The sequence below is a fragment of the Ensifer sp. NM-2 genome (genome assembly GCF_003024455.1).
Classification (GTDB): domain Bacteria; phylum Pseudomonadota; class Alphaproteobacteria; order Rhizobiales; family Rhizobiaceae; genus Ensifer; species Ensifer canadensis.
In genome coordinates this window covers 310,252-335,770 of sequence record NZ_PVZR01000002.1, presented here as the reverse complement: position 1 = coordinate 335,770, position 25,519 = coordinate 310,252, and the positions used below count along the sequence as shown (strand labels likewise).

At 61.1% G+C, this 25,519-nt stretch carries 22 protein-coding genes; 6 read left to right on the top strand and 16 right to left on the bottom strand.

Going from position 1 to position 25,519, the window contains the following annotated elements; translation table 11 throughout:
* The first annotated feature begins 289 nt into the window (after positions 1 to 289).
* The 3 genes from C6558_RS06765 to C6558_RS06755 are packed head-to-tail and all read left to right on the top strand — an operon-like array spanning position 290 to position 3,083.
* Entirely contained in the window at positions 290 to 1,192 is a 903-nt protein-coding gene (locus tag C6558_RS06765) for a carbohydrate ABC transporter permease (RefSeq protein ID WP_057221109.1), read from the top strand.
* Entirely contained in the window at positions 1,189 to 2,016 is an 828-nt protein-coding gene (locus C6558_RS06760; RefSeq protein ID WP_107027032.1) for a carbohydrate ABC transporter permease, read from the top strand. The genes C6558_RS06765 and C6558_RS06760 overlap by 4 nt, the downstream gene beginning before the upstream one ends.
* A complete protein-coding gene (locus C6558_RS06755; RefSeq protein WP_107027031.1) occupies positions 2,013 to 3,083 on the top strand; it encodes an ABC transporter ATP-binding protein in 1,071 nt (356 codons plus the stop codon). Before C6558_RS06760 ends, C6558_RS06755 begins: the two co-directional genes overlap by 4 nt.
* A 76-nt stretch (positions 3,084 to 3,159) precedes the next feature.
* On the opposite strand, the gene C6558_RS06750 is transcribed toward C6558_RS06755, so the two are convergent.
* The 6 genes from C6558_RS06750 to C6558_RS06725 form a co-directional block, all read right to left on the bottom strand.
* Positions 3,160 to 4,041 (bottom strand): dihydrodipicolinate synthase family protein, encoded by an 882-nt coding sequence (locus C6558_RS06750; protein WP_057207066.1) that lies wholly within the window; start codon positions 4,039 to 4,041, stop codon positions 3,160 to 3,162.
* 28 nt (positions 4,042 to 4,069) lie between these two features.
* Entirely contained in the window at positions 4,070 to 5,689 is a 1,620-nt protein-coding gene (locus C6558_RS06745) for an ABC transporter ATP-binding protein (protein ID WP_057221107.1), read from the bottom strand.
* On the bottom strand, positions 5,682 to 6,605 hold the full coding sequence (locus tag C6558_RS06740; RefSeq protein WP_025430384.1) for an ABC transporter permease: 924 nt from the start codon (positions 6,603 to 6,605) through the stop codon (positions 5,682 to 5,684). The genes C6558_RS06745 and C6558_RS06740 overlap by 8 nt, the downstream gene beginning before the upstream one ends.
* An 11-nt stretch (positions 6,606 to 6,616) precedes the next feature.
* Positions 6,617 to 7,528 (bottom strand): ABC transporter permease, encoded by a 912-nt coding sequence (locus C6558_RS06735; protein ID WP_084814070.1) that lies wholly within the window; start codon positions 7,526 to 7,528, stop codon positions 6,617 to 6,619.
* 91 nt (positions 7,529 to 7,619) lie between these two features.
* On the bottom strand, positions 7,620 to 9,119 hold the full coding sequence (locus tag C6558_RS06730) for an ABC transporter substrate-binding protein (protein WP_057226006.1): 1,500 nt from the start codon (positions 9,117 to 9,119) through the stop codon (positions 7,620 to 7,622).
* Between the two features lie 27 nt (positions 9,120 to 9,146).
* Positions 9,147 to 10,031: a DMT family transporter gene (locus C6558_RS06725; RefSeq protein WP_057226004.1), complete on the bottom strand. Its 885-nt coding sequence runs from the start codon at positions 10,029 to 10,031 to the stop codon at positions 9,147 to 9,149.
* A 237-nt stretch (positions 10,032 to 10,268) separates the two neighbouring features.
* Between C6558_RS06725 and C6558_RS06720 the strand changes: the two genes are divergently transcribed.
* The 3 genes from C6558_RS06720 to C6558_RS06710 are packed head-to-tail and all read left to right on the top strand — an operon-like array spanning position 10,269 to position 13,544.
* Positions 10,269 to 11,465, top strand: coding sequence for an exo-alpha-sialidase (locus C6558_RS06720; RefSeq protein ID WP_057207077.1), 1,197 nt, complete (start codon positions 10,269 to 10,271; stop codon positions 11,463 to 11,465).
* Positions 11,462 to 12,418, top strand: coding sequence for a 4-hydroxythreonine-4-phosphate dehydrogenase PdxA (gene pdxA / locus C6558_RS06715; protein ID WP_057207080.1), 957 nt, complete (start codon positions 11,462 to 11,464; stop codon positions 12,416 to 12,418). The genes C6558_RS06720 and pdxA overlap by 4 nt, the downstream gene beginning before the upstream one ends.
* Positions 12,419 to 12,425: 7 nt before the next feature.
* The gene (locus C6558_RS06710) at positions 12,426 to 13,544 is read left to right on the top strand and encodes an iron-containing alcohol dehydrogenase (RefSeq protein ID WP_107027030.1); all 1,119 of its coding nucleotides are present in this window, start codon (positions 12,426 to 12,428) and stop codon (positions 13,542 to 13,544) included.
* 173 nt (positions 13,545 to 13,717) lie between these two features.
* Here the strand turns inward: C6558_RS06710 and C6558_RS06705 are convergent, their stop codons facing one another.
* From C6558_RS06705 to C6558_RS06660, 10 genes are all read right to left on the bottom strand, one after another.
* Positions 13,718 to 14,419 carry a FadR/GntR family transcriptional regulator gene (locus C6558_RS06705; protein WP_025430377.1) on the bottom strand — a complete coding sequence of 234 codons (702 nt, stop codon included), beginning with the start codon at positions 14,417 to 14,419 and terminating at the stop codon, positions 13,718 to 13,720.
* A 2-nt stretch (positions 14,420 to 14,421) separates the two neighbouring features.
* Positions 14,422 to 15,450 carry a four-carbon acid sugar kinase family protein gene (locus C6558_RS06700; protein WP_107027029.1) on the bottom strand — a complete coding sequence of 343 codons (1,029 nt, stop codon included), beginning with the start codon at positions 15,448 to 15,450 and terminating at the stop codon, positions 14,422 to 14,424.
* A gap of 293 nt (positions 15,451 to 15,743) precedes the next feature.
* Entirely contained in the window at positions 15,744 to 17,090 is a 1,347-nt protein-coding gene (locus C6558_RS06695) for an adenylate/guanylate cyclase domain-containing protein (RefSeq protein ID WP_107027028.1), read from the bottom strand.
* 200 nt (positions 17,091 to 17,290) lie between these two features.
* Positions 17,291 to 18,205: a LysR family transcriptional regulator gene (locus C6558_RS06690; RefSeq protein WP_025430374.1), complete on the bottom strand. Its 915-nt coding sequence runs from the start codon at positions 18,203 to 18,205 to the stop codon at positions 17,291 to 17,293.
* A gap of 70 nt (positions 18,206 to 18,275) precedes the next feature.
* Positions 18,276 to 19,820, bottom strand: a complete 1,545-nt coding sequence (locus C6558_RS06685) for an ABC transporter ATP-binding protein (RefSeq protein WP_025430373.1) — start codon at positions 19,818 to 19,820, stop codon at positions 18,276 to 18,278.
* A 5-nt stretch (positions 19,821 to 19,825) separates the two neighbouring features.
* Positions 19,826 to 20,758 (bottom strand): ABC transporter permease, encoded by a 933-nt coding sequence (locus C6558_RS06680; protein WP_057221098.1) that lies wholly within the window; start codon positions 20,756 to 20,758, stop codon positions 19,826 to 19,828.
* 50 nt (positions 20,759 to 20,808) lie between these two features.
* Positions 20,809 to 21,903, bottom strand: coding sequence for an ABC transporter permease (locus C6558_RS06675; protein ID WP_057221097.1), 1,095 nt, complete (start codon positions 21,901 to 21,903; stop codon positions 20,809 to 20,811).
* Between the two features lie 76 nt (positions 21,904 to 21,979).
* Positions 21,980 to 22,972 carry a BMP family protein gene (locus C6558_RS06670; RefSeq protein WP_082523540.1) on the bottom strand — a complete coding sequence of 331 codons (993 nt, stop codon included), beginning with the start codon at positions 22,970 to 22,972 and terminating at the stop codon, positions 21,980 to 21,982.
* 52 nt (positions 22,973 to 23,024) lie between these two features.
* Positions 23,025 to 24,335 (bottom strand): amidohydrolase family protein, encoded by a 1,311-nt coding sequence (locus tag C6558_RS06665; RefSeq protein WP_107027027.1) that lies wholly within the window; start codon positions 24,333 to 24,335, stop codon positions 23,025 to 23,027.
* Positions 24,336 to 24,511: 176 nt separating this feature from the next.
* Positions 24,512 to 25,312, bottom strand: a complete 801-nt coding sequence (locus C6558_RS06660; protein WP_025430369.1) for an aldolase — start codon at positions 25,310 to 25,312, stop codon at positions 24,512 to 24,514.
* Positions 25,313 to 25,519: the final 207 nt, after the last annotated feature.

Genomic DNA, 25,519 nt, shown 5'->3' with positions numbered 1-25,519 from the left:
AGGAAAAGTGCGAAGCGGTTTTCCGTCAGGGAATGCGTGAAACAAAGAGCTGGAGCGGTTCTGCGGCTAAGCCGGAAACGCTCTAACCTCTTGAATGGGGCGAAGCGCTTCTGGGCGTTCCCTGAAGTGCGTTCGCCGGCCCGCATCAAGGGCGCTCCGCCGCACTAAGGCGCTGGAGCGGAAAGCCAGGAAATTTGTGCCGGCTGTCGGCATCAGTTCGGTCGTTCTAGTTTGCAGGTCGAGACGCGTGCCGCCGATGTCGGCTGCCATCTCGGCGGCGGAGGAGCCCATGAAACGATTTTTGTCCAGCATGATCGACGGTCGCGGTTTCGATATCGGCCTCGTCAGCCTGCCGCTTGCGTTCCTGCTCACTCTGTCCGGGCTGCCGCTGCTCTACAATATCGTCATGAGCTTCCAGGAAGTCGACATGTTCAGCCTTGGCAGTTTCTGGCGCCCTTTCGTCGGCCTCAAGAACTACCGGGATTTGTTCGCCCAGCCGGAAACGTGGCCAATCCTTGCCAACACGGCGACCTTCGTCATCGCCTCGATTGCCGGCCAGTTCCTCGTCGGTTTTGGCCTGGCATTGTTCTTCTGGACGAACTTTCCGGGCGCCTCGTGGCTGCGCGGCCTCTTTCTGGTATCGTGGGTGATGCCGGGACTTGTCGTTGGCGCGATCTGGAACTGGATCCTCTCCGGCGACTTCGGCGTGCTCAACTTCATCCTGCGTGAAACTGGTCTCATCAGCGGCAATATCTTCTGGCGCTCGGACCCCGATTTTTCCCTCTGGGCAGTGATCATCGCCAATATCTGGCTCGGCACCTCGTTCAACATGATCCTGATGTCCGTTGGCCTTTCGGCAATTCCGCGCGATCTCTACGAGGCGTCCGAACTCGATGGCGCCAATGTCTGGCAACGCTTCTGGACGATCACGCTGCCGATGATGCGTTCGTCCATCGGCGCGATCATCGCGCTGGGGCTGATTTTCACGCTGCAGCAGTTCGATCTTTTCGCGGCAATCACCTCGGGAGGGCCGAACAATGCCTCGAACGTCACGCAATATTGGGCCTGGGACCTCTCTTTCCGGCAGTACGACTTCGCCAAGGGCGCGACCATTTCGGTGATCATGATCGTCTTCGTAATGATCGCCTCGGTCGTCTACGTGCGCTCGACACGGCATGAGGTGCGCGGATGAATACCGTATCCCGTGACCGGCTGATGCTGGCAATCGCAATCGTTCTCGCCGGTGTCTACCTGTTCCCGCTCTACTGGATGTACATCACCACGATCAAATCCGGTTCAGAGATGTTCGCCACCCCGCCGACCTTTTGGCCGACGGATCCTCAATGGCACATTTTCGGCGACGTCTGGCAAAGCCGGAGCATGGGCCGCTATATCTGGAATTCGCTGGTCATCGGCTGCGGCGCCGTCGGGGTCATCACCGTGCTCGGTGTCGGCTGTGCCTATGTCCTGGCGCGCTATCGCAACATATGGGTCGATATCGGCCTCTTCCTTGTCCTCATGCTACAGGTGCTTCCGGCATCGCTGATGGTGACGCCGATCTTCGTCGGCTTTTCCCAGATCGGACTACTCAACTACCCCAGGCTCGCGGTCATCCTGGCGATTGCCGCCAAGAGCATGCCGTTTTTCGTGGTTCTGGTGCGCGCGACCTTCATGAGCGTGCCGCAGGAACTGGAGGAGGCCGCGCTTGTCGACGGCAATTCGCGCGTCGGTGCCTTCTTCAACATCGTCCTGCCGCTCGCGCGCAATGGTATTCTCGTCAGCGCCATCCTGATCTTCATGCAGGCCTTCGGTGAGTTCGTCTATTCGAAATCCATGATCCAGGCTGTCGAACTGCAGCCGGCAAGCGTCGGGCTGAACTCCTTCATGGGGCCGAACACCAACGAATGGAACAACATCATGGCCTATGCGGCGATCTACGTGACCCCGATCCTCGCCATCTTCGTCCTCCTGCAACGCCGCATCGTCTCTGGCCTTACCTCGGGAGCGCTCAAATGACCGCCCAGATCGAACTGACCAACGTCAACAAATACTATGGTGCCTACCACGCGCTGAAGGACATCGAGCTTTCGATCCGCAAGGGCAGCTTTACAGCGCTAGTCGGTCCATCTGGCTGCGGAAAGTCGACGCTGCTGCGGTCCCTCGCAGGGCTCGAGAGCATATCGTCCGGCACCTTGAGGATCGCCGGTGAGGTGATGAACGCCGTGCCGCCGCGCAAGCGCGATGTGGCGATGGTGTTTCAGTCTTACGCGCTCTATCCGCATATGACGGTCGAGGAGAACCTGACCTACAGCCTGCGCATCAGGGGGGTGGCCAAGGCCGAACGCAAGAAGGCCGCAAACGAAGTCGCAGCCGTCACCGGGCTCACCCATCTGCTCGGGCGCTATCCGCGCGAGCTTTCGGGCGGCCAGCGCCAGCGCGTGGCGATGAGCCGGGCAATCATCCGCCATCCCAAGGCGTTTTTGTTCGACGAGCCGCTTTCGAACCTCGATGCAGCACTGCGCGTTCATATGCGCAAGGAAATCCGTGCGCTGCACGATCGGTTGGGCGCCACATCCGTCTACGTCACCCATGACCAGATCGAGGCCATGACGATGGCTGACCACGTCGTCATCATGCGCGATGGCGTCATCGAACAACAGGGGAGCCCGCTTGAACTCTACGATCGGCCGGTCAACAAATTCGTCGCCGGGTTCATCGGATCCCCGGCGATGAATTTCATACCCGCCGTGGGCGGCCAGGATGGACGCTCGATCATCCTCGACGTCGGTGTCAAACAGACGATCGTCCTCGATCGGCCTGTGCAACCGGGGCAGGCCCTCACCGTTGGACTGCGTCCGGAGCACATCGAGATTGCCGAGCCCGATAAAGGCGCTCTCTCTGTCCCGGTCGCGCTGCTCGAATCGACAGGGGCGACGTGTTTCCTGACGATGGCAACGACGCCGGAGCTTTCGGTGGTCTTCAATGGTCGATCGAGTGTGACTGCGGGTGACAAGGTCGGCCTGATCTTCGCGCCCGCCAACATTCACCTCTTCGACGCGCAAACCGAACGGCGGTTGCCCTAGCGCGTATGCGGCGAGGGCATGGCTCCGGCCGCTCGGGGGAAACGCTTATGCGTGTGGTGCTGTTTCGGCACCCGCTTCAAAGGAGCCCATACCGGTGCAGGATCTCCTCGATCTGGTCGTCCTGGGTCTTGTTGGGCAGCAAGGCCGGCTCGCGGCTGGCGCCAACGGAGCTGTCCTGTAGAAAGAGCGACCGCTTGACCATCGCAGGCGCAAAGCCAAGCGCGTAGAGATCCGTGCGGAAAGCCGAATAAATCGCCTGCTGTCTTTCGGCTTCGGCAATGTCGCCTGAATTGAAGGCGTTCAAAATTCCCGCCAGCACGTGCGGCATGGCATTGCCGAGGCCCGATATGCAGCCGGCCGCACCGTTTTGCAGCGCCCACAGCACCAGATGATCAGGGCCTGAGTAGACTTCGAAACCCTCAACGTCCCTGGCCACTTCGAGATAGGCTTCAAGCGTCTCTTTCGCTCCGCCCGAATCCTTGATGCCGGCGATGTTGCCGTGCCCGGAAAGCCTGCGCGCGGTCTCCGGCTCGATGTGGTTCTGGGTGCGGGCCGGAATATCGTAGAGATAGATCGGGGTTTCGACCGCGTCCGCAACGGTCGAGAAGTGACGGATCAGACCATCCTGGGTGCAGGCGATGAAGAACGGGGTTATCACGGCAATACCATCGACGCCGATGCGATCGAATTCGCGCGCGAGTTTCAGCGTTTCGAAGGTTGCGGGCATGCCGGCATTGACGATGACCTTGACGCGGCCGGCGACCTCATCGACGACCTCCTCGGTCAGGCGCACTTTCTCGTCGTAGGTCAGGGCGCTGAAATCACCGTTCGTACCGGCGCACATGATGTTGTTGCCGGCGTCCACCTGTCGGCGGACCTGAGCGCGCGTCGCGTCGTAGTTGATCGTCTCATCGTCGTTGAAGCAGGTAACGAGCGCGACAAAGGCTTGCTTGGACATTGTTATCTCCAGTGATGGGAGCGCTCTCTCAAGAGGCGCATTCGAGGCGGGCAGCGCGATTGGCCGCCTGGACGTCGGGATCCGGATCAAGTCCGGCAGCCAGAAGCGCGCGCGTATAGTCTTGGCGTGGGGCCTCGAAGACCTCACGCACGGTGCCGAGTTCGACGACATTGCCCTTCTGCATCACCATGACGTGGTCGGCGAAGTCGCGAACGACCGGAAGATCGTGGGCGATGAAGATGAAGGCAATGCCCATGTCCTTGCGAAGCTTGTCAAGGAGGGCAATGACCTGGGCCTGAACCGAGACATCGAGCGCCGAGACGGCCTCGTCGCAGATGATCAATTGCGGCTCGAGCGCCAGCGCTCGGGCAATGGCGATGCGCTGGCGCTGACCGCCGGAAAACTGATGTGGATATCGCCCCATATGTTCCGGCCCAAGGCCGACCTGAACCAGAAGCTCGGCGACGCGCTCTCGCCATTTCGCCTTGGGCAGGATGTCCGGATGGATCACCCATGCCTCGGAGATCAGCTGGTAGACGGTCATGCGCGGATTGAGCGACTGGGTGGGGTCCTGAAACACCATCTGCAGGTCGCGCCGCAATTTGTAGAGTTCCGCCGGCGACAGCTGGAAAAGGTCACGGCCCTTCCATAGCGCGCTGCCGCTGTCGGGCTCGTCCAGCCTCAGCAGGATGCGGGCGAGCGTGGATTTTCCCGAGCCGCTTTCGCCGACGACGGCCATGGTCTCGCCTGGCATGAGGTCGAAGGAGATGCCTTTCAGAGCTTCGAAGCTGCCATAGTGCTTGCGGACGTCGCGAACCGACAGGACGGGCTCGCCGCGCGCGCCCGGCGAATGCATCTTGCCCTTTCCGGGGGCAGCGGCGATCAGCTTACGGGTGTAGGGATGTTGCGGGTTCTTGTAGACATCGCGAACCGTTCCCGCCTCGACCAGTTCGCCCTTTTCCATCACCACGACGCGGTCGGCAACCTCGGCGACGACGCCAAGGTCATGCGTGATGATCAGGACTGCCATGCCGGTTTCCTGCTGCAACTCCTCCAGAAGCGCCAGCACCTCGGCCTGAACAGTCACGTCGAGCGCCGTCGTCGGCTCGTCGGCGATCAGCAGATCGGGGCGGAGTGCAAGCGCCATGGCGATCATGACGCGCTGGCGCTGACCGCCGGAGAACTCGTGCGGATATTTGTCGAGCGATTTCTCCGGGTCGGGAATGCCGACGCGGGTCAACAGCCGCAGAGCTTCCGCCTGTGCCTCGGTGCTTCCCGTGCCGTGGGTCGTCAGTGCCTCACGGATCTGCCAGCCGACCGAATAAACCGGGTTCAGGTGGCTGAGCGGATCCTGAAAGATCATTGCGATGCGGCGACCGTTCACTTCGCGGCGCTTGTGTGTCGGCATCGTCAAGAGGTCGACGCCGTCAAGCAGGATCTCGCCCGAGCTGATACGGCCGGGCGGCATGTCGATCAGGTTCATGATCGCCGACGACGATACGGACTTGCCTGATCCGCTTTCGCCCAGGATCGCCAGCGTCTCGCCGCGATCGAGGTGATACGAGATGTTGCGGACCGCTTTGACCACACCCATCACGGTGTGAAATTCGACCGAGAGGTTGCGGACTTCCAGCAGATGGTCAGCCATTCTTGCGACCTTTCATTTCCAGGCGCCAGCGCTGGACGGGATCAAGGGCGATGCGCATCCAGTTCGAAAGCAAGTTGAGCGACATGGTCGTCAGGATGATTGCAAGGCCGGGCCAGAAGGACAGCCACCAGGCATTGGTGAGATATTGCCTACCTTGAGAAATCATCAGACCCCAGGTGATTTCGGGCGGCTGAATGCCGATGCCGAGGAAGGAAAGCGCGCTTTCCGCCAGCATCACATAGGCAAAGTCGAGGGTCGCCAGCGTCGTCAGCGTTGGCAGGACCACGGGCAGGATGTGCCGGAACAGGATGCGCTTGCTGGAGGCGCCCATGACGCGCGCAGCTTGCACGAACATGCGCTCGCGGATCTCCAGCACCTCCGCGCGGGTGGTGCGCAGATAGACCGGAATGCGGGTGATCGCCAGAACCAGCATCAGGTTCAGGATCGACGAGCCGAGGACATAGAGCACGATGACCGCGATCAGCAGCGACGGGAACGACATGATGACGTCGGCCAGCCGCATGATGACCTGGTTGACGCGCTCGGAGGAAAAACCTGCGATCAGGCCGAGGGTGGTGCCGACGATCGCGGAGATCGCGACGGCGCCGGCGGCAACCATCAGCGTGTTTTGCGTTGCGACGATGATGCGGGCAAACAGCGGACGTCCAAGCGCATCCGCCCCCATCCACCAGACCCAGCCGCGTTCCCATTCGAACGGCGCAGCATTTCGGCCGCGCAGGTTTTGCTTCGTCGCAAGGTCGCCAAGCCAGCTCGGCCCGACGATTGCCAGAATGAGAACGGTGATCAGAAAGATTGCAGCGCACAGTGCGAACTTGTCCGCCCACAGCATGCGCGCCATGCGAACAGCAAAGGTCGGTTCCTGGGTTATCGCCGTATCTGTCGTCTGTAAGGTCATGGCTGAACTCTTCAATGACGGATGCGTGGATCGAGAAGCGTATAGGCAAGGTCGATCAACAGGTTCATGACGAAAATCGCCAGCGCGGTCACGAGAATGGCGGCCAAAACGACGTTGAAGTCACGCTGCAGGATGCTGTCGATCATCAGCTTGCCGACGCCGGGAAAACCAAAGATGGTTTCGACGATGACCGCACCGTTCAGGAGGCTCGCGGCCTGGTCGCCGATGACGGTGATGACCGGAAGCATGGCGTTTCGCAGCGCGTGGATGAAGATGATCGGTCCGGACTTCACGCCCTTGGCGCGTGCCGTCTTCACGTAGGCAGACGAAAGCGCGCTGATCATCGAACCGCGAACGACCTGGACGATGATCCCGAACGGGCGGACGAACAGCACGCCGATGGGCAAAATCCAGTGCAGGAGCGAGCCGGTGCCGGATGTCGGAAGCCAGGCAAGGTTCACCGAGAAGACGACGATCGCGACAATGGCGAGCCAGAAGTCCGGGACGGCCGCGCCGATCAGCGATATCACCGAGGAGAGGCGATCGAAAAAACCGCCGGCGCGGAACGCGGCCAGTGAGCCGACGACGATGGCAGCGCCCGTCACCAGCGACATGGTGATAGTGGCAAGCCAGAGCGTCCACACGAAAGCTTCCAGAACCACATCGAGTGCCGGCCGTGCCTTGCGCAGCGACTCGCCGAAATCGCCGGTTACGATGTCGCCAACGTAGCGGGCAAACTGAACCATGATCGGATCGTTAAGGCCGTGGATCTCGCGAAACTGGTCCTTCATTTCCGCCGAGGCTTCGACGGGAAGGAACAGGGCGGCGGGATCTCCCGTCAGGCGCGAGAGGAAAAAGACCATCACGATCAGCCCGATAAGGGAAATCAGGCTGGCCAGGGCCCGTTTGCGAATGAAGCTCATCTTTGTGCCTCTCGATTGCATAGGGCGGCGGGATCCTCCCGCCGCCTTGATTGCGTCTGTCACTGGCGGATTTCATCATCGCCAGAACGGATCACTTGATGCCGATCTCCGAGAGCTGAAGCATCGAGTTGGTCGCCATGGTGGGCTTGAAGTCCAGGCGTTCGGAAACGCGCGAGAATCCAACCATGTGGAAGAGCAGCACGTCAGCCACCACTTCATCATGCACATAGGCAATGGTTTCAGACCAGAGCTTGGCGCGTTCTTCGCCGACAGCCGCCGAGGCGCGCTTGATCAGATCGTCGACCTTGGGGTCTGAAAAGCCCGACTGCGTGCCCTCGGTCGCGTATTTGAAGAACATCGAGAAGGACGGGTCACCCTTGGAGTTGTCGTGCATGGCAGCAACGAGCTGCGGCCCGCGACCTTCCTTGAACGGCTTGGAATAGTAGCCTTCATGTTCGGCCACTTCGACGAACTTGAGATCGATCTTGAAGCCGACTTCCTGCAACTGCGCCTGAATGGCTTCCATGATCTCGGTCACGTTCGGGAAGTTTGCCGAGCGTGCGATGATGGTGATCGGTGTATCGACCTTCACGCCTGAGGCCTTGGCTTCCTCCAGAAGTTTTTTCGCGGCTTCTGGATCGAAGGGGAAGACCTTCACGTCAGGGTTCCAGCCGAGCGTCGGGGGCGGCACGATCGCGGTGGCGAGCAGCGCGCTATCGGGAACCAGAGTACCCAGGAACGCCTGACGGTCGATGGCCATGTTAAGGGCACGACGCACGCGCACATCGTTCAGAGGCTCGATATTGTGATCAATGCGCAGATAGACGGTCTCGCTGTCGAGATAGGAGAAGTCGGTCTTCGGGTTGGTTGCGTCGAGCTGCGAGATCGAGGGCGAGAGATCGGCTTCGCCGGCCTGAACCATTGCGGCTCGCACTGACGGATCTGCGCGGAACAGGTAGGTTGCTTCCGTGACCTGCGGCTTCTGGCCCCAATAGTCATCGCGCCCGGTCAGGACGATCTGCTGGCCCGGCGTCCAGTTGGTCAGTTTGTAGGGGCCGGTGCCGATCGGCTCGCGGATGAACTCGAGTGGCGTTTCTTCCGGAACGATCGTGACGAGCGACATCAGCAGCGGCAGGATCGGCTGAACCGGATCCGCGCTGAAATCGATCGTGTGATCGTCGACGACATTGGCAGTAACCGTCATCCCGCCGAAGTATCGACGAGACTCACAGGCATTCTTGTCGCTCATGATGCGGTCGAAGCTGTGCTTGACGTCCTTGGCGTCAAAGGTCGTGCCATCAGAGAATTTCACCCCCTGGCGAAGATGGAAACGCCAGCTTCCGTCTTCATTCTGCTCCCACTTTTCGGCAAGGCGCGGCACGACGCCCTTGTCGCCGCGAACGTCGAGCTCGGTCAGGGTCTCGCTGACATTCTGCATGATGACGCGGCCGATATTCGAGCGGGTTGCCATGCAGGGCTCGAGCAGATCGGCCTCCTCGGCCAGCACGATCTTGATCGGTCCCGATGCGGCAAAAGCAGGCGACATGGCGGAGCCCAACAGGAGCGCCCCCAGGATAAGCGTTTTCTTCATTGCATTTTCCTCCCTAGAAAGTCTCGTTCAGTCCGGCGTCTTGCCAGACCTGAATTTTCCGGAACGCGCGGCGATCAATGCGGCGCAGCATATGAGTGCACCGCCGCCGATGGTGGTCAGCGCGACGGTTTCGCCGAACAGGGCAAATCCGCCGAAGGCCACAAGCGGCAGGCGTAGAAAGTCAACCGGTGCCACGACAGTCGCCGGCGCCAGCGAAAAGGCATGGGTCATCAGCCCCATGCATGCGGTGCCGACCACGCCCTGAAGTGCAAGCAACCCCATTTCCCTTGGGCCAGGAATGGCGAAAAACGGGATGGCGAGCAGCAGGGCGATAGGCACGGTCAAGAGAAGGTTCCACACGACGAGCGTGGACGTGGCGTCGCCTTTCGACATGGATTTCAAAATCAGCTGGATCGCTGATTGAAGCACGGCGCCCGCAAGCGCCAGCAAGATCGCCAGCGTGAAGCCCGTCGCGGACGGGCCGATCACCAGCATGGCGCCGGCAAAACCAAGGGCGACCGCTGCAATCATCGCCGGGCCCGGTCGTTCGCCCAACGTCAACGCTGCACCCAGCACGACAAAAATCGGAGAGGTGAAGGCGATGGCGGTGACGTCGGCGAGCGGTCCCCAACTGAAGGCGGCGAACAGCGCGATCATCGCCAATAGTTTGAAGCCGGCGCGCAGGGCGTGCTGGCGCACCGGATGCGTGGTGCGAAGAACGGATGGGCGAAGCGCAATCCAGGGAAGAAGGATGAGTGCGCCGAAGAACGCCCGGAAAAATCCGATGACGAACGGGTGCACGGCGCCGCTCAGCGCACGCACGATCACGGCATCTGTCGCGGCGAGCGTTGCTGCTCCTGCTGCAAAGACGACGGCCGTCGTAGCCTGGTGGCGACTGCTGGCGCTGTACATGAAGGTCCTCCGTCCCCGGCATCCTTGCGCCGTGTTGTCATGACAATCTATCTTTCGGCAAAGTTTGTCAAATCGTTTTCCTATGTAAAATTATTGAACGCTGCTATTGTCAAAAAATAATAAGCAATTTCAAATAGTTGTGTATGATTACATGGCCTAGAAGCAAAACTAAATGACATTAAAGAACTTGACAACTTCGAAATTTGGATGATTTTCGAACCTGACAGGAGGGCCTAAATGCATCCCGATGAAATCGCTCGCAACATGAACGGCGTGCTTCGATCCGTGTCCCCGGGGCGCGACGAAGCCTTGTTGCCTTCGTCAATGATCCAGAACCATGCGGCATTCCTGCACTTGCTCGATGATGGTGCGCTCGTGTGCGCCTGGTTCGGCGGCACGCTGGAGGGCAAGTCGGATATCTCGATCTTCGCGTCTGTACTGACGCAAGGCTCGACCGCCTGGGGACCGCCGCAGCGACTGAGTGACGATCCTTCACATTCGGAACAGAACCCGGTGTTGTTTTCCGCGCCGGACGGCACTCTCTGGCTGTTTCATACCTCCCAACCATCAGGAAATCAGGATGAATGCCGGATCCGCATGACTGAGGTGGTGCGCGATCCCGCCGACCCACTGAAGCTCGCAGCGCCAAAGGGGCGCTACCTCGACCTGCCGCGCGGGTGTTTTGTCCGCGCCCCTGTCGTCGTGCGCGACGATGGTGCGTGGCTGCTGCCGATTTTCCGATGCGTGCAACGCCCCGGCCAGAAATGGAACGGCAGCCATGACACGGCCGCAGTGGGTGTCTCCCATGATGCAGGCAGGACGTGGCGGCTCGAAGATATTGAACAGTCCACCGGCTGTGTGCACATGTCGCCGGTCTCGCTCGGAGGGGAGCGCTACGCCGCCTTCTTCCGGCGTCGTCAGGCCGACTTTGTCTACCGGAGCGAGAGCGTCGACGGGGGGCGGTCCTGGTCCGTGCCTCATGCCACGGAAGTGCCGAACAACAATTCGTCGCTAGCGGCAATCCGCCTGCGCGACGGCCGCATCGCCATGATCTGCAACCCGGTGAACGCGCTTCTGTCGTCCGACCGACGCGCCTCGCTCTATGACGAATTGGGCGAAGATGATGGCCGGCCCGATGCGGATCCAAGCGGAGGCTGCGTTCCCGTCTGGGGGGTGCCGCGCGCACCCGTTGCACTTTGCCTCTCCAACGACGGTGGGCATTCCTTTGCGCTTCGCCAGTCGATCGAAGATGGCCCGGGAACCTGCCTGTCCAATGACTCGACCGATGGCCGCAACCAGGAAATGTCCTATCCCTGGCTGCTTGAAGGTCCCGACGGCGCAATGCATCTCGCCTACACCTATCATCGGCGCGCGATCAAATATGTCCGCCTGGCTCCCGGTTGGGACAGTGCGGCTCGACGGAGTGTTTCATGAGCAATATCATTGGCATAACCATGGGCGATCCCTGTGGGGTCGGCCCCGAGATCTCGGTGCGGGCCCTGGCTGAAATGTCCAGTGCAGATCGCGCACAGACGCGCATCTATGGCAATCTGGCGACGCTTGAGGCCGCTCGGTCTGCGCTCGGCCTGGACATCGACCTCAGCCCTCATGTCGTTGATCTGCCGATCGAGGGCGCGCCGCTGCCCTGGGGCCAACTGAGCCCGGTCGCCGGCGATGCTGCCTTTCGTTTCATCGAGAAAGCGGTGCGCGACGCCGAATCCGGTGCGATCGGCTGCATCGTCACCGCACCGATCAACAAGGAAGCGCTGAACCTCGCAGGCCATCACTATGATGGCCATACCGGCATGCTGCGTAGCCTCACCGGGTCGAAGGCTGCCTACATGCTGCTCGCTTCCGAACGACTGAAAGTTATCCATGTGTCGACGCATGTCTCGCTGCAGGAGGCAATCAGAAGGGCGACGACAGAGCGAGTTCTGGCAACGATCAGGGCCGGGGACGCTCATCTCAAGCGCACCGGCTATGCCGCGCCCAGGATCGCTGTTGCCGGCATCAATCCGCATTGCGGCGAAAATGGCCTGTTCGGCACCGAGGATGACGACCAGATTGCGCCTGCGGTTGCGGCCGCGCGCGCCGAGGGTATCGACGCCTACGGGCCGATTTCGGCGGACACGGTTTTCTATCGTGCCTATTCCGGCGCTTTTGATCTGATCGTCGCGCAATATCACGATCAGGGACACATCCCGATCAAGCTGGTCGCCTTCGATACCGCGGTCAACGTCTCGGTCGATCTGCCGATCGATCGTACCTCGGTCGACCATGGCACGGCCTTCGACATCGCCGGAAAGGGCATCGCCGACCACGGCAATATGAACTCCGCCATCGCCTACGCGCGCAAGCTCGTGGCCGGCAGCGCCAAGCAAGGATGACCAGGCCATGACAATTGCTCAAATCACCCTTCATCAACCACGCCGGCTTGCTATCGGCGCAGGTACGGTCGGAGAGGTCGGTGCCTGGGCTGCCGAAGCCGGCTCCGCACTCGTGATCGCAACGCCGATCACGGCAGGCTTTGCAGATCGATTGCGGCTTTCCGGCCGCGTCACTGTCTTCGATGCGATACCCGGAGAGCCCGACATCGCAACGCTGGATGCAGCGCTCGAGGCCGCAAGGCGGTGCAAGCCGGACCTGATTGTCGGTCTTGGCGGCGGATCAGTACTCGACGTCGCAAAGCTGGTTGCCGCGCTTTGGGATTCGGATCAAACGCTCGTCGATGTCGCGGGCCCCAATCGCGTCGCCGGCCGCAACACTCGCCTGGTTCAAGTCGCGACGACGGCTGGAACCGGCTCTGAAGCGGGCATTCGCTCGCTGATTACCGATCCCGGCAAAGGTAACAAGATCGCAGTGGAAAGCCCGTACATGATCGCGGACTTTGCCGTTCTCGATCCGGAGTTGACCTATTCCGTACCGCCGGCCGTCACAGCGGCGACGGGTGTCGATGCGATGGCCCATTGTGTCGAGGCCTTCACCAATCGTCGGGCGCATCCGATGATCGATGGCTTTGCGCGAATGGGCTTCCATCTTGTCGGCAAATATCTGGCACGCGCGGTCAAGGACGGGACAGATACCGAGGCCCGCGAAGGGCTGATGCTCGCCTCCTATTATGGCGGCATATGCCTTGGGCCGGTCAACACGGCCGCTGGCCACGCCATCGCCTATCCGCTGGGAACCAGGCTCCGCCTGCCGCACGGGCTGGCCAACGCCATCATCTTCCCACATGTACTTGCCTTCAATCGTTCCGTTGCAGCAGAAAAGACGGATGAGGTCGCACAGGCGCTGGGACTGGGCGAGGCTCTTTCGGCGCCGGAACTTCTGAGCGCTGCTCGCGGATTTTGCAGTGATCTCGGCATCGAGATGTCGCTTTCAGCTCACGGCGCGACGTCGAACGATCTGCCGCTCTATGCCAGCGAGGCGCATGCCAACCGTCGCCTGATGGACAACAATCCTGTTGATATGAGTGTCGACGAGGTGCTGGAGGTCTACAGGGCGGCTTTCTAACGCATGTCGCGGAAATGTGCGCAGCGGCGAGAACGACATGCGCAACAAACAAGTGCCTAACGCGCAGTAGGCGAACCTGAGAGGCTACTGCGCTTTAGGCGCCTTGGGCCATTGCCCAATTTCAAGCGCCTCGGCCAAAGGTCGGGGCGCTTCGCGTTGCGAGTGTCGCCGATTTACCGGGTCGTCTGAAACAACCGCTCGCGCGAGCCGGTCAAGTGATCGTGCATCAACTGCTTTGCCTGCGTGCCGTCACCGGCAGCGATCGCATCGCAGATTGCTTCGTGCTCGGCGAAAACACGCGTGAGGCCGGTTGTCTCGCGCTTGACTGACGCGCCATGGAATTTCATGCCGACGGCAATATGGTCCTTGAGGGCTTCCATCGCGGTCGAGAAATAGCTGTTCTGGGCAGCGCGCGCGATCGCCAGATGGAATTGGAAGTCCGCGTCCTCGCGATGCGACTGTCGGTTGGTCGCGTCCCGCATCAACTCCAGCGCCTGGCGAATGGCGCCAAGACTGGCGTCATCATGGCGTGCCGCTGCTGCGGCTGCTGCTGCCGGCTCGACCGTCAGCCGGAACTCGTAGCAGTTCAGCAGATCCGCGACATTCTCCAGTTGTCCGAAGCCAAGTGGCTCCTTCATGCCGACGGCACGAACAAAACTGCCAGCGCCTCGGCGAGAATAGATCAGGCCCTGGTCACGGATGCGGCGAAGCGCCTCGCGGATGACCGGTCGGGACACTTCGAATTCGGCAGCGAGGTCGTGCTCCGTCGGCAAGCGTTCGTCGGGCTTGTAGGCCCCTGATTTAATGGCGCGATGCATCCGCTCGAAGACGAGGTCGGCCAGGCTCTTGCGTGTCGTTCCGTTCTCCAGTCCCATTGTCATCCCATGTCGCGGAGCATTCTGCCCGCAATCTCCCTCAGCGTCCCCGCGTGACCGAATCCTCCGGATTTCGCGATGATGCAATGTCCGTTGGCGAAGGCCAAGCCCAGACCTGGCATGCACTCACCCATTAGCCGGAAACGTTTAATCCCCATCTTGTCCAGCACGGCTTGTGCAGTGGCACCACCGGAAAGAAGCAACGTCGAGGCGGCCTGTGTCAAAGCTGGAAAGACGCTTTCCGCTAGAAGACGGGAGACTTCCTGCGAGGTAATTGCGACATCTCCGTCAACTGCCTGCACAAGAGTGATCAAGCTGCCATCCGAAGACGTGTCGCTCAGGCGGCCATTTGGTGCCGGCAGATAACGCGGCTCGAGCGTGGCACGCAATTCTTCGATCTGCGCTAGCGTGATCGGATCACGCGAGCCGATGACAAAAAGTCCGGCCCCTTCTGGGATCTCGGCAGCTAGCGCCTTTGCGTCGCCGGTCATTTGGCGTGCCAGTGCCTCGGCCAATCCGCGTGCACCGATCAGCAGGTCCACACCCGATTCCTGGGCCGATTGAAGCGAGCGGCTCATTTCTTCCGCGGTCGCGATATCCGGGATCGTCATGTTCCCCGCGTGCCGGCCAAGTTTTTCAGCAATCGATATCGGCGTATCCACCCCAAAGCCCTGTACATGGCCGGCCCTTACCATCCGTCCGAAATCCGGAATGGCGGGAGCAACCAGCGCTGAGCGAAAAGGGATAATGTCGAGCTCGGCAGCGATGTGGCCCTTGAGGCGCGAGTCGATCTTCTTGAAAAGGCGCGAGCCCGGCGGCAGCGCGGCAAGCGTCGCAGCAGTTGCTTGCTGCGCTGATACGACATCCATTTCCCGCGAGCCAATATTGACGGATATGACCTGCGGGTGCTCGCTCAACGCCCCGGGGATGGCTTCGACGGTAAGCGCAATCTCAGTATGCAGGCCCCTGCTGGCGAATGGGGCGGCTGCATCCAGGGCGCCGGTCAGATCATCGGCGACAATGGCCAGCATGAAACAAGCTCCAAGAATTTGTTGTTATCTTAATTCCTTCGTTTTTGATTGAAATGTCAAGGAGTTTTGGCTTGCTAATTACAAATAGTTCCTGATGGACCCGGCAGTTTGAAGGCCGTCGAGGAATGACGCGGTGACACGAAATCTAAAGCAGCGTTCGTCAGGTGATCGCGGTCCAGATGGAACCCAGATCAAGAATGCAGTGGCCGGCAGTGGCGCGTGCCAATCGATCTTTGGCGAGTCTTTGCCCGAACGATAGATGAGCTTGTCAGGACCACCGCGAGAGGGATTGATTATCCAATCCCGACGTCTGGCGCTGTAAACGGCGAGGACTGGAGGGAAGGCCTCTGGAGGGGTGTCTTTGCACCGCCGGCTACGGGGGAAGGGACCCTGCTATCCACCTCGGTCTGCAAGTACCAGATGTCAATCGGCAACCGCCGGCCAGCGAGCGCAACCTCATTCTGTACCGTCCACAGTGCAGATGGCGCAGGTTTGCGCAATTGTTTGACCAGCGCCGATGAGACAACAAGCGGTGAGCCCAGAACCTTCGTAAGGGCTTCAAGTCGCTGGGCGACATTGACCGCATCCCCTATGACTGTGAATTCGCTATGACACCCGCTGTCCAGGACGCCGCCGACGACGGAGCCATAGTGCAAGCCTATGCCAGCGCTTAGGGCAGGATACCCGCCAACCAAATTCTGGTGCTTCCAGTCATTCAACGCATCGACCAGGTCGAGAGCGCAAGCGAGCGCACGGTCTGCGTCATCCTTCATTGCTGTAGGTTGGCCGAACACGGCCATCACGCCGTCTCCGATGAACTTGTCGACGGTTCCGCCGTGGTCGAAAATGATCCCCGAAACGAGATGACGGTATTGAGCCAGCACCGCTGCCAATTGGCGAGCGGGTGCTGTCTCGGCAAAACTGGTGAAGTCACGCAGGTCGACAAACATGATCACGGCATTGCGCCGTTCGAGTTCGAGAGCCGAACTTCCTTCCTGAAGGTCGGCGACAACGAGTGGCGAGAAGAACCGCGACAGATTGAGGCGTCGCCTGTCTGCCAACAGAGCCTCCTTCCGCGTCTTATCGTGATCCTTGGCGAGGAGATAAATTGCAAAGGCGGTGAAGCCATAACTCACCGTCAGACCAAGATCCTGATTGAAAAAGTACGCAACGAACGACATGGCGTCAGCCGTGTGATGCCTGGCGGCGGTAGCAGCGAGCATGCCGATCCAGGCAACAACGACGATGCCTGAAAAGACGAGGACCAGCCGACGGTCAAGCTTGAGGCCAACATGATTGAGGAGAATGAATGCGACGACAAGGCTGCTCGTCGTAACATTGTGGTTCTCGGTGACCGGACCGCCAAGGATATGGGCATAGAGGATTAACGCGACCAGCAGTGCGTCAAGAACGACGAATAGCGTTTTCAGCCAGGATCGTCCGGGCAGGAAGCGGGCGCTCATGGCAGATGCGATGCTGATAACCAGATAGCAAATAATGACGGCGAAATGGGTCCCTTCAGCCCCGGCATCCCCGCCCAGCAAGAGATTGGCGAGAAGTATGGCGAGGGCGACGAACCGCAGAAGGATTGAACGGATTTCCCGCTCGAAGTCCCAGTCAGCGCTGAGTGAAGATCTCATGTTTTGCTCTGGACATGCGGGCAGGCTTCGGGACCTCTCACGGTCAGCCGAGCTCGCATGCTCTCGGTACCATGAAGGGTAACGCGACCCTTATGGGGCTTCCAACGATGGTAAGGTCAAGAGCTTGTGGGATCGCGCCAGGGGCTTTGCATCTGTCGTGCGCATGCATTGCATTGCGGGTTGGGAGACTTGCCGTAGTTTCAATCGCGGACAGAGGATCCAGTACGGTCAGCAGCCCAGGCGACGAAGGCCGCTTTGAGATGCTCGGCCGCGGGCGAAAGGCTGTGCTGGCGCCGCTGCAATAGCGAGACATCTCGCATCACGTCCGGTTCGATCAGGTCGATGGTCGTGACGTGTACGGCGGATGCGAGTTGGCTGGAATTCTCCGGCAGGACGGCGACGCCCATGCCGGCGGCGATCATGCTGATGGCGGTCGTTGAGAAGCGCACTTCGTACTTCGGCCGGAAATTCGGAGCGACGCGGATGAGGTTATGCTCAACGATGCTGCGCAATGGGTTGGCGGCGGCCAGCGTGATAAGCGATTCGTCTTTCATCTCCTCCCACCGCACGGACTTCCGTTTGGCGAAACGGTGGTCCTCCCGGCACACAAGCATCAGCTTGTCGCGCAAAAGCGGGGTGGCCGTGATCTCCGGATCCTCTTCAGACAGTGTGCCAACGGCGATGTCGACCTCGTTGCGCTTGAGCGCCGGGCTGATCGCCTCCTCGGGCATGTCGCGGATGCTGACGGAAATCTCCGGATACATGCGCAGGAACCGGGCGATGATCGGCGGCACGATGGTTGCGGCGAGCACAATGGCCGCAGCGACGGTGACCTGGCCGCGCTTCAGCGAGGCATTGTCGCGCACGTCGCCGACGGCGAGCTCCAGGTCCTTCAATATTTTGCGGGCCTGCGGCAGGAATTCCTGCCCGACGAGCGTCAGCGACACCATGCGCGTGTGGCGGTCGAACAGGCGCACACCGATTTCCGACTCCAGGTCCCGGATGAGGATGCTGACCGCCGACTGGGTGAGGTGAAGGTTCCTTGCGGCGATGTTGAACTGGCCGAGTTCGGCCACCGCGATGAAGGCCCTGAGTTGCCGCAGGGTTATATTCATGGACGCGACGCCCTCCTTCGAACATGCCGGTTGTGCGGTTTACATCAAACGATGGCGCGGCCTCTCCTGTCTAGCCCGCAGGTGTCGGTTGCTCAAGGCGATCCGCAGCTTTACCTGCCATCAGCAGTCCCAGCTCCTCGAGGCGAGAACGGTCCGGCGGCAGTTCCCCAAGGATTTCGCCGTGGCACATCACGAGGATCCGATCGCAGATCGCGAAGAGTTCTTCGAGTTCCGTCGAGATCAGCAGGATCGCTCTGCCGCTGTCGCGCTGCTTCAGCATCTCCTCCATGACGAATTCCATCGCGCCGATGTCGATGCCACGGGCGAGCTGGTTGACGAGAATAAAATCGGGATTGCGCGCCAGCTCACGCGCGACCACCAGCTTCTGCTGGTTGCCGCCGGAAAGGTCGCCGATCCGCTGGTTCTCATCGCGGGACTTGATGCGGAAGCGCTTGATGAGATCGCGGGTATGCGTGCCGATCGTGCGCCGATTGAGCATGCCGCGGGCGGCAAAGGGCGGTTGGTCGTATCGCTGGAGGATGGTGTTCTCGCTGAGCGAGAGCGAAAGCACGATGCCATGCTTGTGCCGATCTTCCGGGATGTGGGAAAACCCACAAGCATTGATGCGGGCGGGGTCCAGGCCGGTAATGTCCTTGCCGTTGAGTACGACGCGGCCCGAATCCACCGGCAACAGGCCCGCAAGCGCCAGTGACAATTCGCTCTGGCCGTTACCGGAAACGCCGGCGATGCCGACGATCTCGCCGGCGTGCACATCAAGGCTGATGCCGCGCACGGCCGGAAGCCCGGTTTCGCTACGACAGCTGAGGTTTTCGACCGACAGCACGAGCCGACCGGGGGCGGCAGCGTCGCGGACCAGCTCCATGCCAACGTCGCGCCCCACCATCATGCGGGCAAGGCCTCGCGCATCCGTGTCGTCGACGCCGACGGTATTGACTACGCGCCCGTCGCGCATGACGCTGATACGGTCGCTGACCCGCATCACCTCGTCGAGCTTGTGCGAGATGAAGACGACAGTCTTCCCGTCGGCGGCCAGGTCACGCATCAGGCCAAGCAGGCGGTCGGTCTCCTGCGGCGTCAGCACAGCGGTGGGCTCGTCGAGGATGAGGAGATCGATGCCGTTGAACAGAGCCTTCAGGATTTCGACGCGCTGCTGCTCGCCGACGGAGAGATCTTCGATGAGGGCGTCAGGGCGGACGTCGAGCGCATAGCGATCGCTGAGCTCGCGGATTTTCGCATGGATCTTGTCCATGTCGTTGATGATCCGGAACGCTGATCCCTGGCCGAGGATATAGTTTTCCGCGACGGTGAGGTTCGGCACGAGCATGAAGTGCTGGTGTACCATGCCGATGCGCTGGCGGATCGCCTCGCGCGGGCTGTTGAAGCGAACGGGCGCGCCTTTGTAGACGATCTCGCCCGCGTCGGGTCGCACCATGCCGCAGATCATACTCATCAGCACGCTCTTGCCGGCGCCGTTTTCACCGAGCAGCGCGTGGATCTCACCCTCCTCGATTTGCAGCGACACGCCGTCGCTGGCGATGATGGGGCCGAATCGCTTGTGGATATTATCGATGCGCAGGAATGGTTTGGGGGACATGTCCGTTACCTCATCTCGTAGGGCTGGCCGAGCTTGCTCGGCGCGGCGCCCTTGCCGCGAACCACGACCAGCGTGATGATCGTCATGATGTAGGGAAGGGCTTGCAGGACCTGGTAAGGCACCACGATGGACGCCTGTGCCTGGAGCATCAGTTGCAGGGCATAGAAGAGGCCAAACAGCAGCGAGACAAAGAAGGCCCCCATTGGCGACCACCTCGCAAAGACCACGACGGCAAGCGCGATGAAGCCGCGCCCGGAGGTGATGCCCTCGACGAACTGGTTGGAATGACCGAGCGTCAGGAATGCGCCGCCGAGACCTGCAAGACCTGTGCCGACCATCACTGCGGCGTACCGGTAGGTCGCGACGTTGCGGCCGGCGACGTCGACGGCCTTGGGGTGTTCACCCACAGCACGCAGTGTCAGTCCGAAGGAGGTTCGATTGAGCACGAGGGTGGCGAGGATTGCGACAAGGATCGTGCTGTAGACGATGAAGTTCTGCCGGAAGAAGGCTTCTCCCAGGAAGGGCAGATCGCTGAGCCAGGGGATATGGACCGGCTGGGCGATCTCGATGCCCTTGCCGGTCGAGACATAATAGGTGCGGAACAGGAAGGCGGTGAGGCCCATGCCAAGCAGGTTGAGTGCCGCGCCGACCACGATCTGGTCTGCCTTGATGGTAATTGTGAAGAAGGCGAAAACCAGCCCGAACAGCATGCCGCCGCCGACGCCGGCAAGAAGGCCGAGCGGGATGCTGCCGGTGGCGAAGGCGGCCGCGAAACCGCAGAACGCGCCGACCAGCATCGTGCCTTCCAACCCGATGTTGAGCACCCCCGCCCGTTCGGAAAAGACCTCACCGATCGAGGCGAAGATGAGGGGCGTCGCGAGCCTCCAGGCCGCGCCCATCAGCGCCGCGAGGAAGGTGAAAAACATCATGTCGTCCATGGTTGCGGACCTCTCTTGATCATCTTCATCCCTTGCGGGGAGCGGTTTGGCTAACGCAGGCTCGTCAGCACACCGCGGAACTTGGCGAAGGCCACGACTGACAGGATGACGATGCCCTGAATGACGAGGACGAGAACCTGCGGGACCTGCGATGTAATCTGGAGGACCTCAGAGCCGGACCGTAGCATCGCGAAGAGCCCGCCCGACAGGATCGCGGCCAGGGGATTGTTGTTGGCGAGCAACGCCACGGCGATGCCTTCGAAGCCGTAGCCCGGTGAGATGTTCTGATAGAGCCGGTGGGTGACACCCGCGACCTCGAAGGCGCCGGCAAGCCCGGCCATCGCGCCGCTGATACAGATGGCGATCATCACGTTGCGGCGCACGTCCATGCCTGCATAACGCGCCGCATCCGGGTTGAGGCCGACGACGCGCAAGGCAAAACCGCGGCTGCTGCGTTGCAGGAAAATATAGAGTGCGACCGCCAGCACGATGGCGACGAGGATACCGATATGGAGGCGCATGTCCGAGACGATGCGCGGCGTCCAGGCCTCGCGCACCAGCCGGGCCGATTGCGGATAGGCGGCGCTTGCGTCCCTCATCGGCCCGGTGACGAGATAGCTCGTCAGGATGAGGGCGATGTAGTTGAGCATGATCGTGGTGACGATCTCGCTCGCCTGGAAGCGTACCTTGAGATAGCCGGCGATGCCGGCCCAGGCGGCGCCGGCCAACGCGCCCGCCAGCATGACGAGCGGGGCATGGATCCAGACAGAGAGGCCATCGATGCTGGTGCCGACGAAGGTGGCGGCGATCGCACCGACATAAAGCTGCCCCTCAGCGCCGATGTTCCAGATGCTGCACCGGAAGGCGACACAAAGCCCTGCGCCGATCAGGATGAGCGGCGTCGCCTTCAGCAGGATTTCGCCGATCGAGCGCGCATCCTGGAAGGAGCCCATGATCATCACCGTAACCACGTCGGTCCCAGTGAAGCCGTTCAGCCACAAAAGCGCCGCGCCGAACGAAAGGGCGACAAGGACCGCGGCGATCGGGGTCGCAGCGCTGATAACCGCCTGCGAGAGCGTCCGGTAGAGAGCGTGGGCTGCTTGAGGATACACGTGATCACGCGCTCCCTGGTTTACCTGTTCCATGGATCGGTCCCGATAATGGTGTGGCATTGAAATGGTTCGCTGCGACCAGGCATGGCCGGTCGCAGCGAAAGGCCCGTCACTGAGTGTCTGTCTTGATCTCTCCGGCGGCGATCTTGGCGCTGATCGCTTTCACTTCAGCGCGGATGTCTTCCGGCACCGAGACTGGGCCGTCATCGCGGAAGGTGAAGGAGATGACCTTCGGGTCCTTCAGCCCGAAGACGACGTTTTGCGTGGGCGGGCTGCCGTCGTGAATAGAGCGCACAACTTCCACCACGCCCTGCGCATAATCGGCGACGTAGAGGCCGAGAATGTTGTTGGGCGCAACTTCGGTAAAGTCGCTGAAGATCGAGAAAGAGCGCACGTCCGGCCCGGATTCCGAAATCGCCTGGTAGCCGCCGACGGTGGCTCCCGAGGCGTTCGGCACGACGAAATCGGCACCCTGCGAGATCATGCTAAGCGCGGCCTCCTTGGCGGCCGTCGTATCGGTGAAGTTACCGATATAGGCCTCGCTGATCGGGAAGTCCGGGTTCACACTCCTGGCGCCGTTTTTAAAGCCGGCGAAGGCCTGCTGGATCGGTGGGATCTCCATGCCGCCGACGAGGCCCGCTTTTTGGCCCATCTTCGCGGCGATGACGCCCATAAGGTAGAAGGGCTGGCTCGTATCGGTGTTGAGGCCGATGACATTGCCTTCATGGATACTGCTCGACGAGATCAGGAAATAGGTGTCCGGATAATCGAGTGCGACTTCGAGTGCTGCGTCCTGGAATTCAAATCCGTGGCCCAGGATTACCTTGTAGCCCTGGCTCGCGTAGTCGCGAAAGGCCTTTTCGAAGGATGCCGGATTCTGTTGCAACTCGACATAGCTGATCTTGGCGCCGAGCTGGTCTTCAACGCCCTTCAGCGCATTGTAGCCGATCCGGTTCCATCCCTCTTCCGAAACGCTACCGGGCACGAGAAGGCCCATCTTGAAGTCTTCGGCATGCGCAATGTCCGGCCGGATCATTCCGGCGAGGGCCAATCCGAAAATGGACGCAAGCAGCGAGCGACGTGAAAATGCAGTTTTCTTCATTTCATTCCTCCCATTAGATTGTCGTTTCAATCCCCCCGGAGTCGCCGATCGGTTATGCGTCCTCCTTCAATCGGCTGTTTTCGACGCGCATGAGCGCGGTCGTCGTTTCTGAGACAAGGCGTCCCCTTGAGAAGACAAAGGCCTGATCCGGCCCGCCGGCAATCAGCGTGTCGGTGTCGAGGCAATCTGTGACCACGAAGTCGGCCCGGGCGCCTGCGCGCAGCCCATAGTCCTTGCCTAGCCCCATCAAACGGGCTGGCGCCGTGGTGATCATGCGGTGGGCCGCGGCAAGCTCGTCGCCGCGCAGGTGCCCCGCAAGCAGCGTCCAGCGGGCGATTTCGAGCATGTCGCCCGAGCCGGTCGGCACGAACGGATCCTGGATATTGTCCGAGGCCGTGGCGATTGTGATGCCGGCGCGATGCAGTTCGGCGACCCGGGTCAGCCCGCGCGGCGGCAGCATCTCGTAATCACGCCCCTGCAGGTAGAGGTTTGCGGCCGGAAGGGTAACGACACCGACGTCGAGGGCAAGGATGCGCTCGACGATGCTTTCGAATTTCCGGCGAGGCAGGGCGCTCAAGACCGAGACATGGCTGAACACGGTGCGTCCTTGCATGCCGAAGCGCTCCACCCGGTCGAGGGCGGCATCAATGAGGTGGACACTGGCGTTGAGGTGCTCGTCGAGATGCAGATCAACCGGCTTGCCCGCCTTGACGGCGGCCGAAAACAGGATGTCGAGATAACGTGGCGGGTCCTCGGAAACGGCCGGCGTTCCGCCGACGGCATCGGCGAGCGCCACCGCGCCGTCGATGTTTTGGCCCAGCCAGTCGAAGTCCTGGCCCGGGTGCGGCGTCATGAACGCAACGAGCTGGAGGGTGATGCGGTCTTTCGCGCCATCGCGGATGCCCGCCAGCGTCTCGATGCCGTGGAAACCGGCATCCTTGTCGACGTTGATATGGCTGCGAATGGCCGTCGTGCCGCGGGACAGGCATCGCTCAACCGTGCGCGTTGCCCGCTTGTAAATGTCGTCGGGACCGGCGGTGCGGGCATACTTGGCAAAAGCCTCGCGGGCGCCCTGGAGCGTTCCTGATGGATTGGGCGTGAACCGCAGCACGCCCGTCTTGTCGAGATGCTGGTGCGCATCGACGAAGCCCGGCGAAACCAGCATGCCGCTGATGTCGACGCAGGCGCTGCAAGAAATCGTGTTGAGAAAGGGTTCGACGACAACGAACCGCCCGTCGGCGCCCACGATGATGTCGCTGATCGATTGCGTGCCATCGTCATGGATGATGGTGCCGCCAGTGAGCGCAAAGGACTGACCGGCGGCCAGGTTTGCGAGCGACGCAATTGAATTGTCCCGTGCCATTCGTCCCCACCTTTTTGTTGTGAGGCGAAACTAAACACGCACCGTTAATTTAAACAAATTCATTATTTCAATCTTTTAATGAATAATTCGTAACAATCGGGGGCGCCTTGCCCGTTCGCTTCGCGGTCGGGGTCGCACGCCCACCTATCCAGGCCAAGACGTGCGACGTCCGATGTTCAATGTCGATATTGCGGTTCTTCCGCGTTGAGCTGTCGACGGATGGCGGCGAGATGCGCACGCGCGGAGGCGGCATCTCCCTCCCGTATCTGCCGATAAGCGGCTTCAGCGATTGCCGGATCGACGGGGCAGACCGTGCGGCCCGTGGACATCGCAAGGACCTGCACTTGCGCCGCCCGTTCGAGGTAGTAAAGGTCATCCCAGGCCTCGGCGATGGTCGGTGCGAGCACCAGCACGCCGTGATGTTTCATGAACAGGATGTCCGCATCGCCCAATGTTCCGGCAATGCGAGCGCCTTCGCGGTGATCGAGCGCAAGGCCGTTGTAATTTTCGTCGACGGCGGTGCGGCCATAAAACTTCAATGCCGTCTGCCCCGCCCAGATCAGCGGCGGACCGTCCGTCATCGACAGAGCCGTCGCATAGGGCATGTGCGTGTGGAAGACGACCTTGGCGCGCGGCAGGCGCCGGTGGATCTCGGCGTGGATGTAGAAGGCGGTAGCCTCCGGCTCGCCTTCACCCTCGACGACGGTGCCATTTAGATCGCAGATCAAGAGTTTCGAGGCGGTCAGCTCGCGGAAGGCGTAGCCATAGGGGTTGACGATGAAGAGATCGTCGTGCCCCGGGACAACTGCAGAAAAGTGGTTGCAGATGCCTTCCTCAAAGCCATTGCGCGCCGCCATGCGGAAACAGGCGGCGAGCTCTTCCCTGGCGGTTCGGATGGTGTCTGTGGAAAGGTCGGGGCGGTTCGGTCGGCCGGAGGCCTCAGAATGGTCGGCACGGTCTTTCAGGGAGTGGGCCATGGGTGCTCCTGATCTGGTGTGGCTGGGAGCGGCGGCTGGCCGGGGCACGATGGTGCGCCGGACACCGCGCGCAGAACAAGACCACAAGGCCCTCTGCGCCCTGCCTGCCCGCGCAATACGCAGTCCAGCAGCGATACCAGATAGCGCTGAATATTTTGTCCGGTCAACCACGGTACTTGCGCCGCGCCAGATGATGAATTGCTGCTT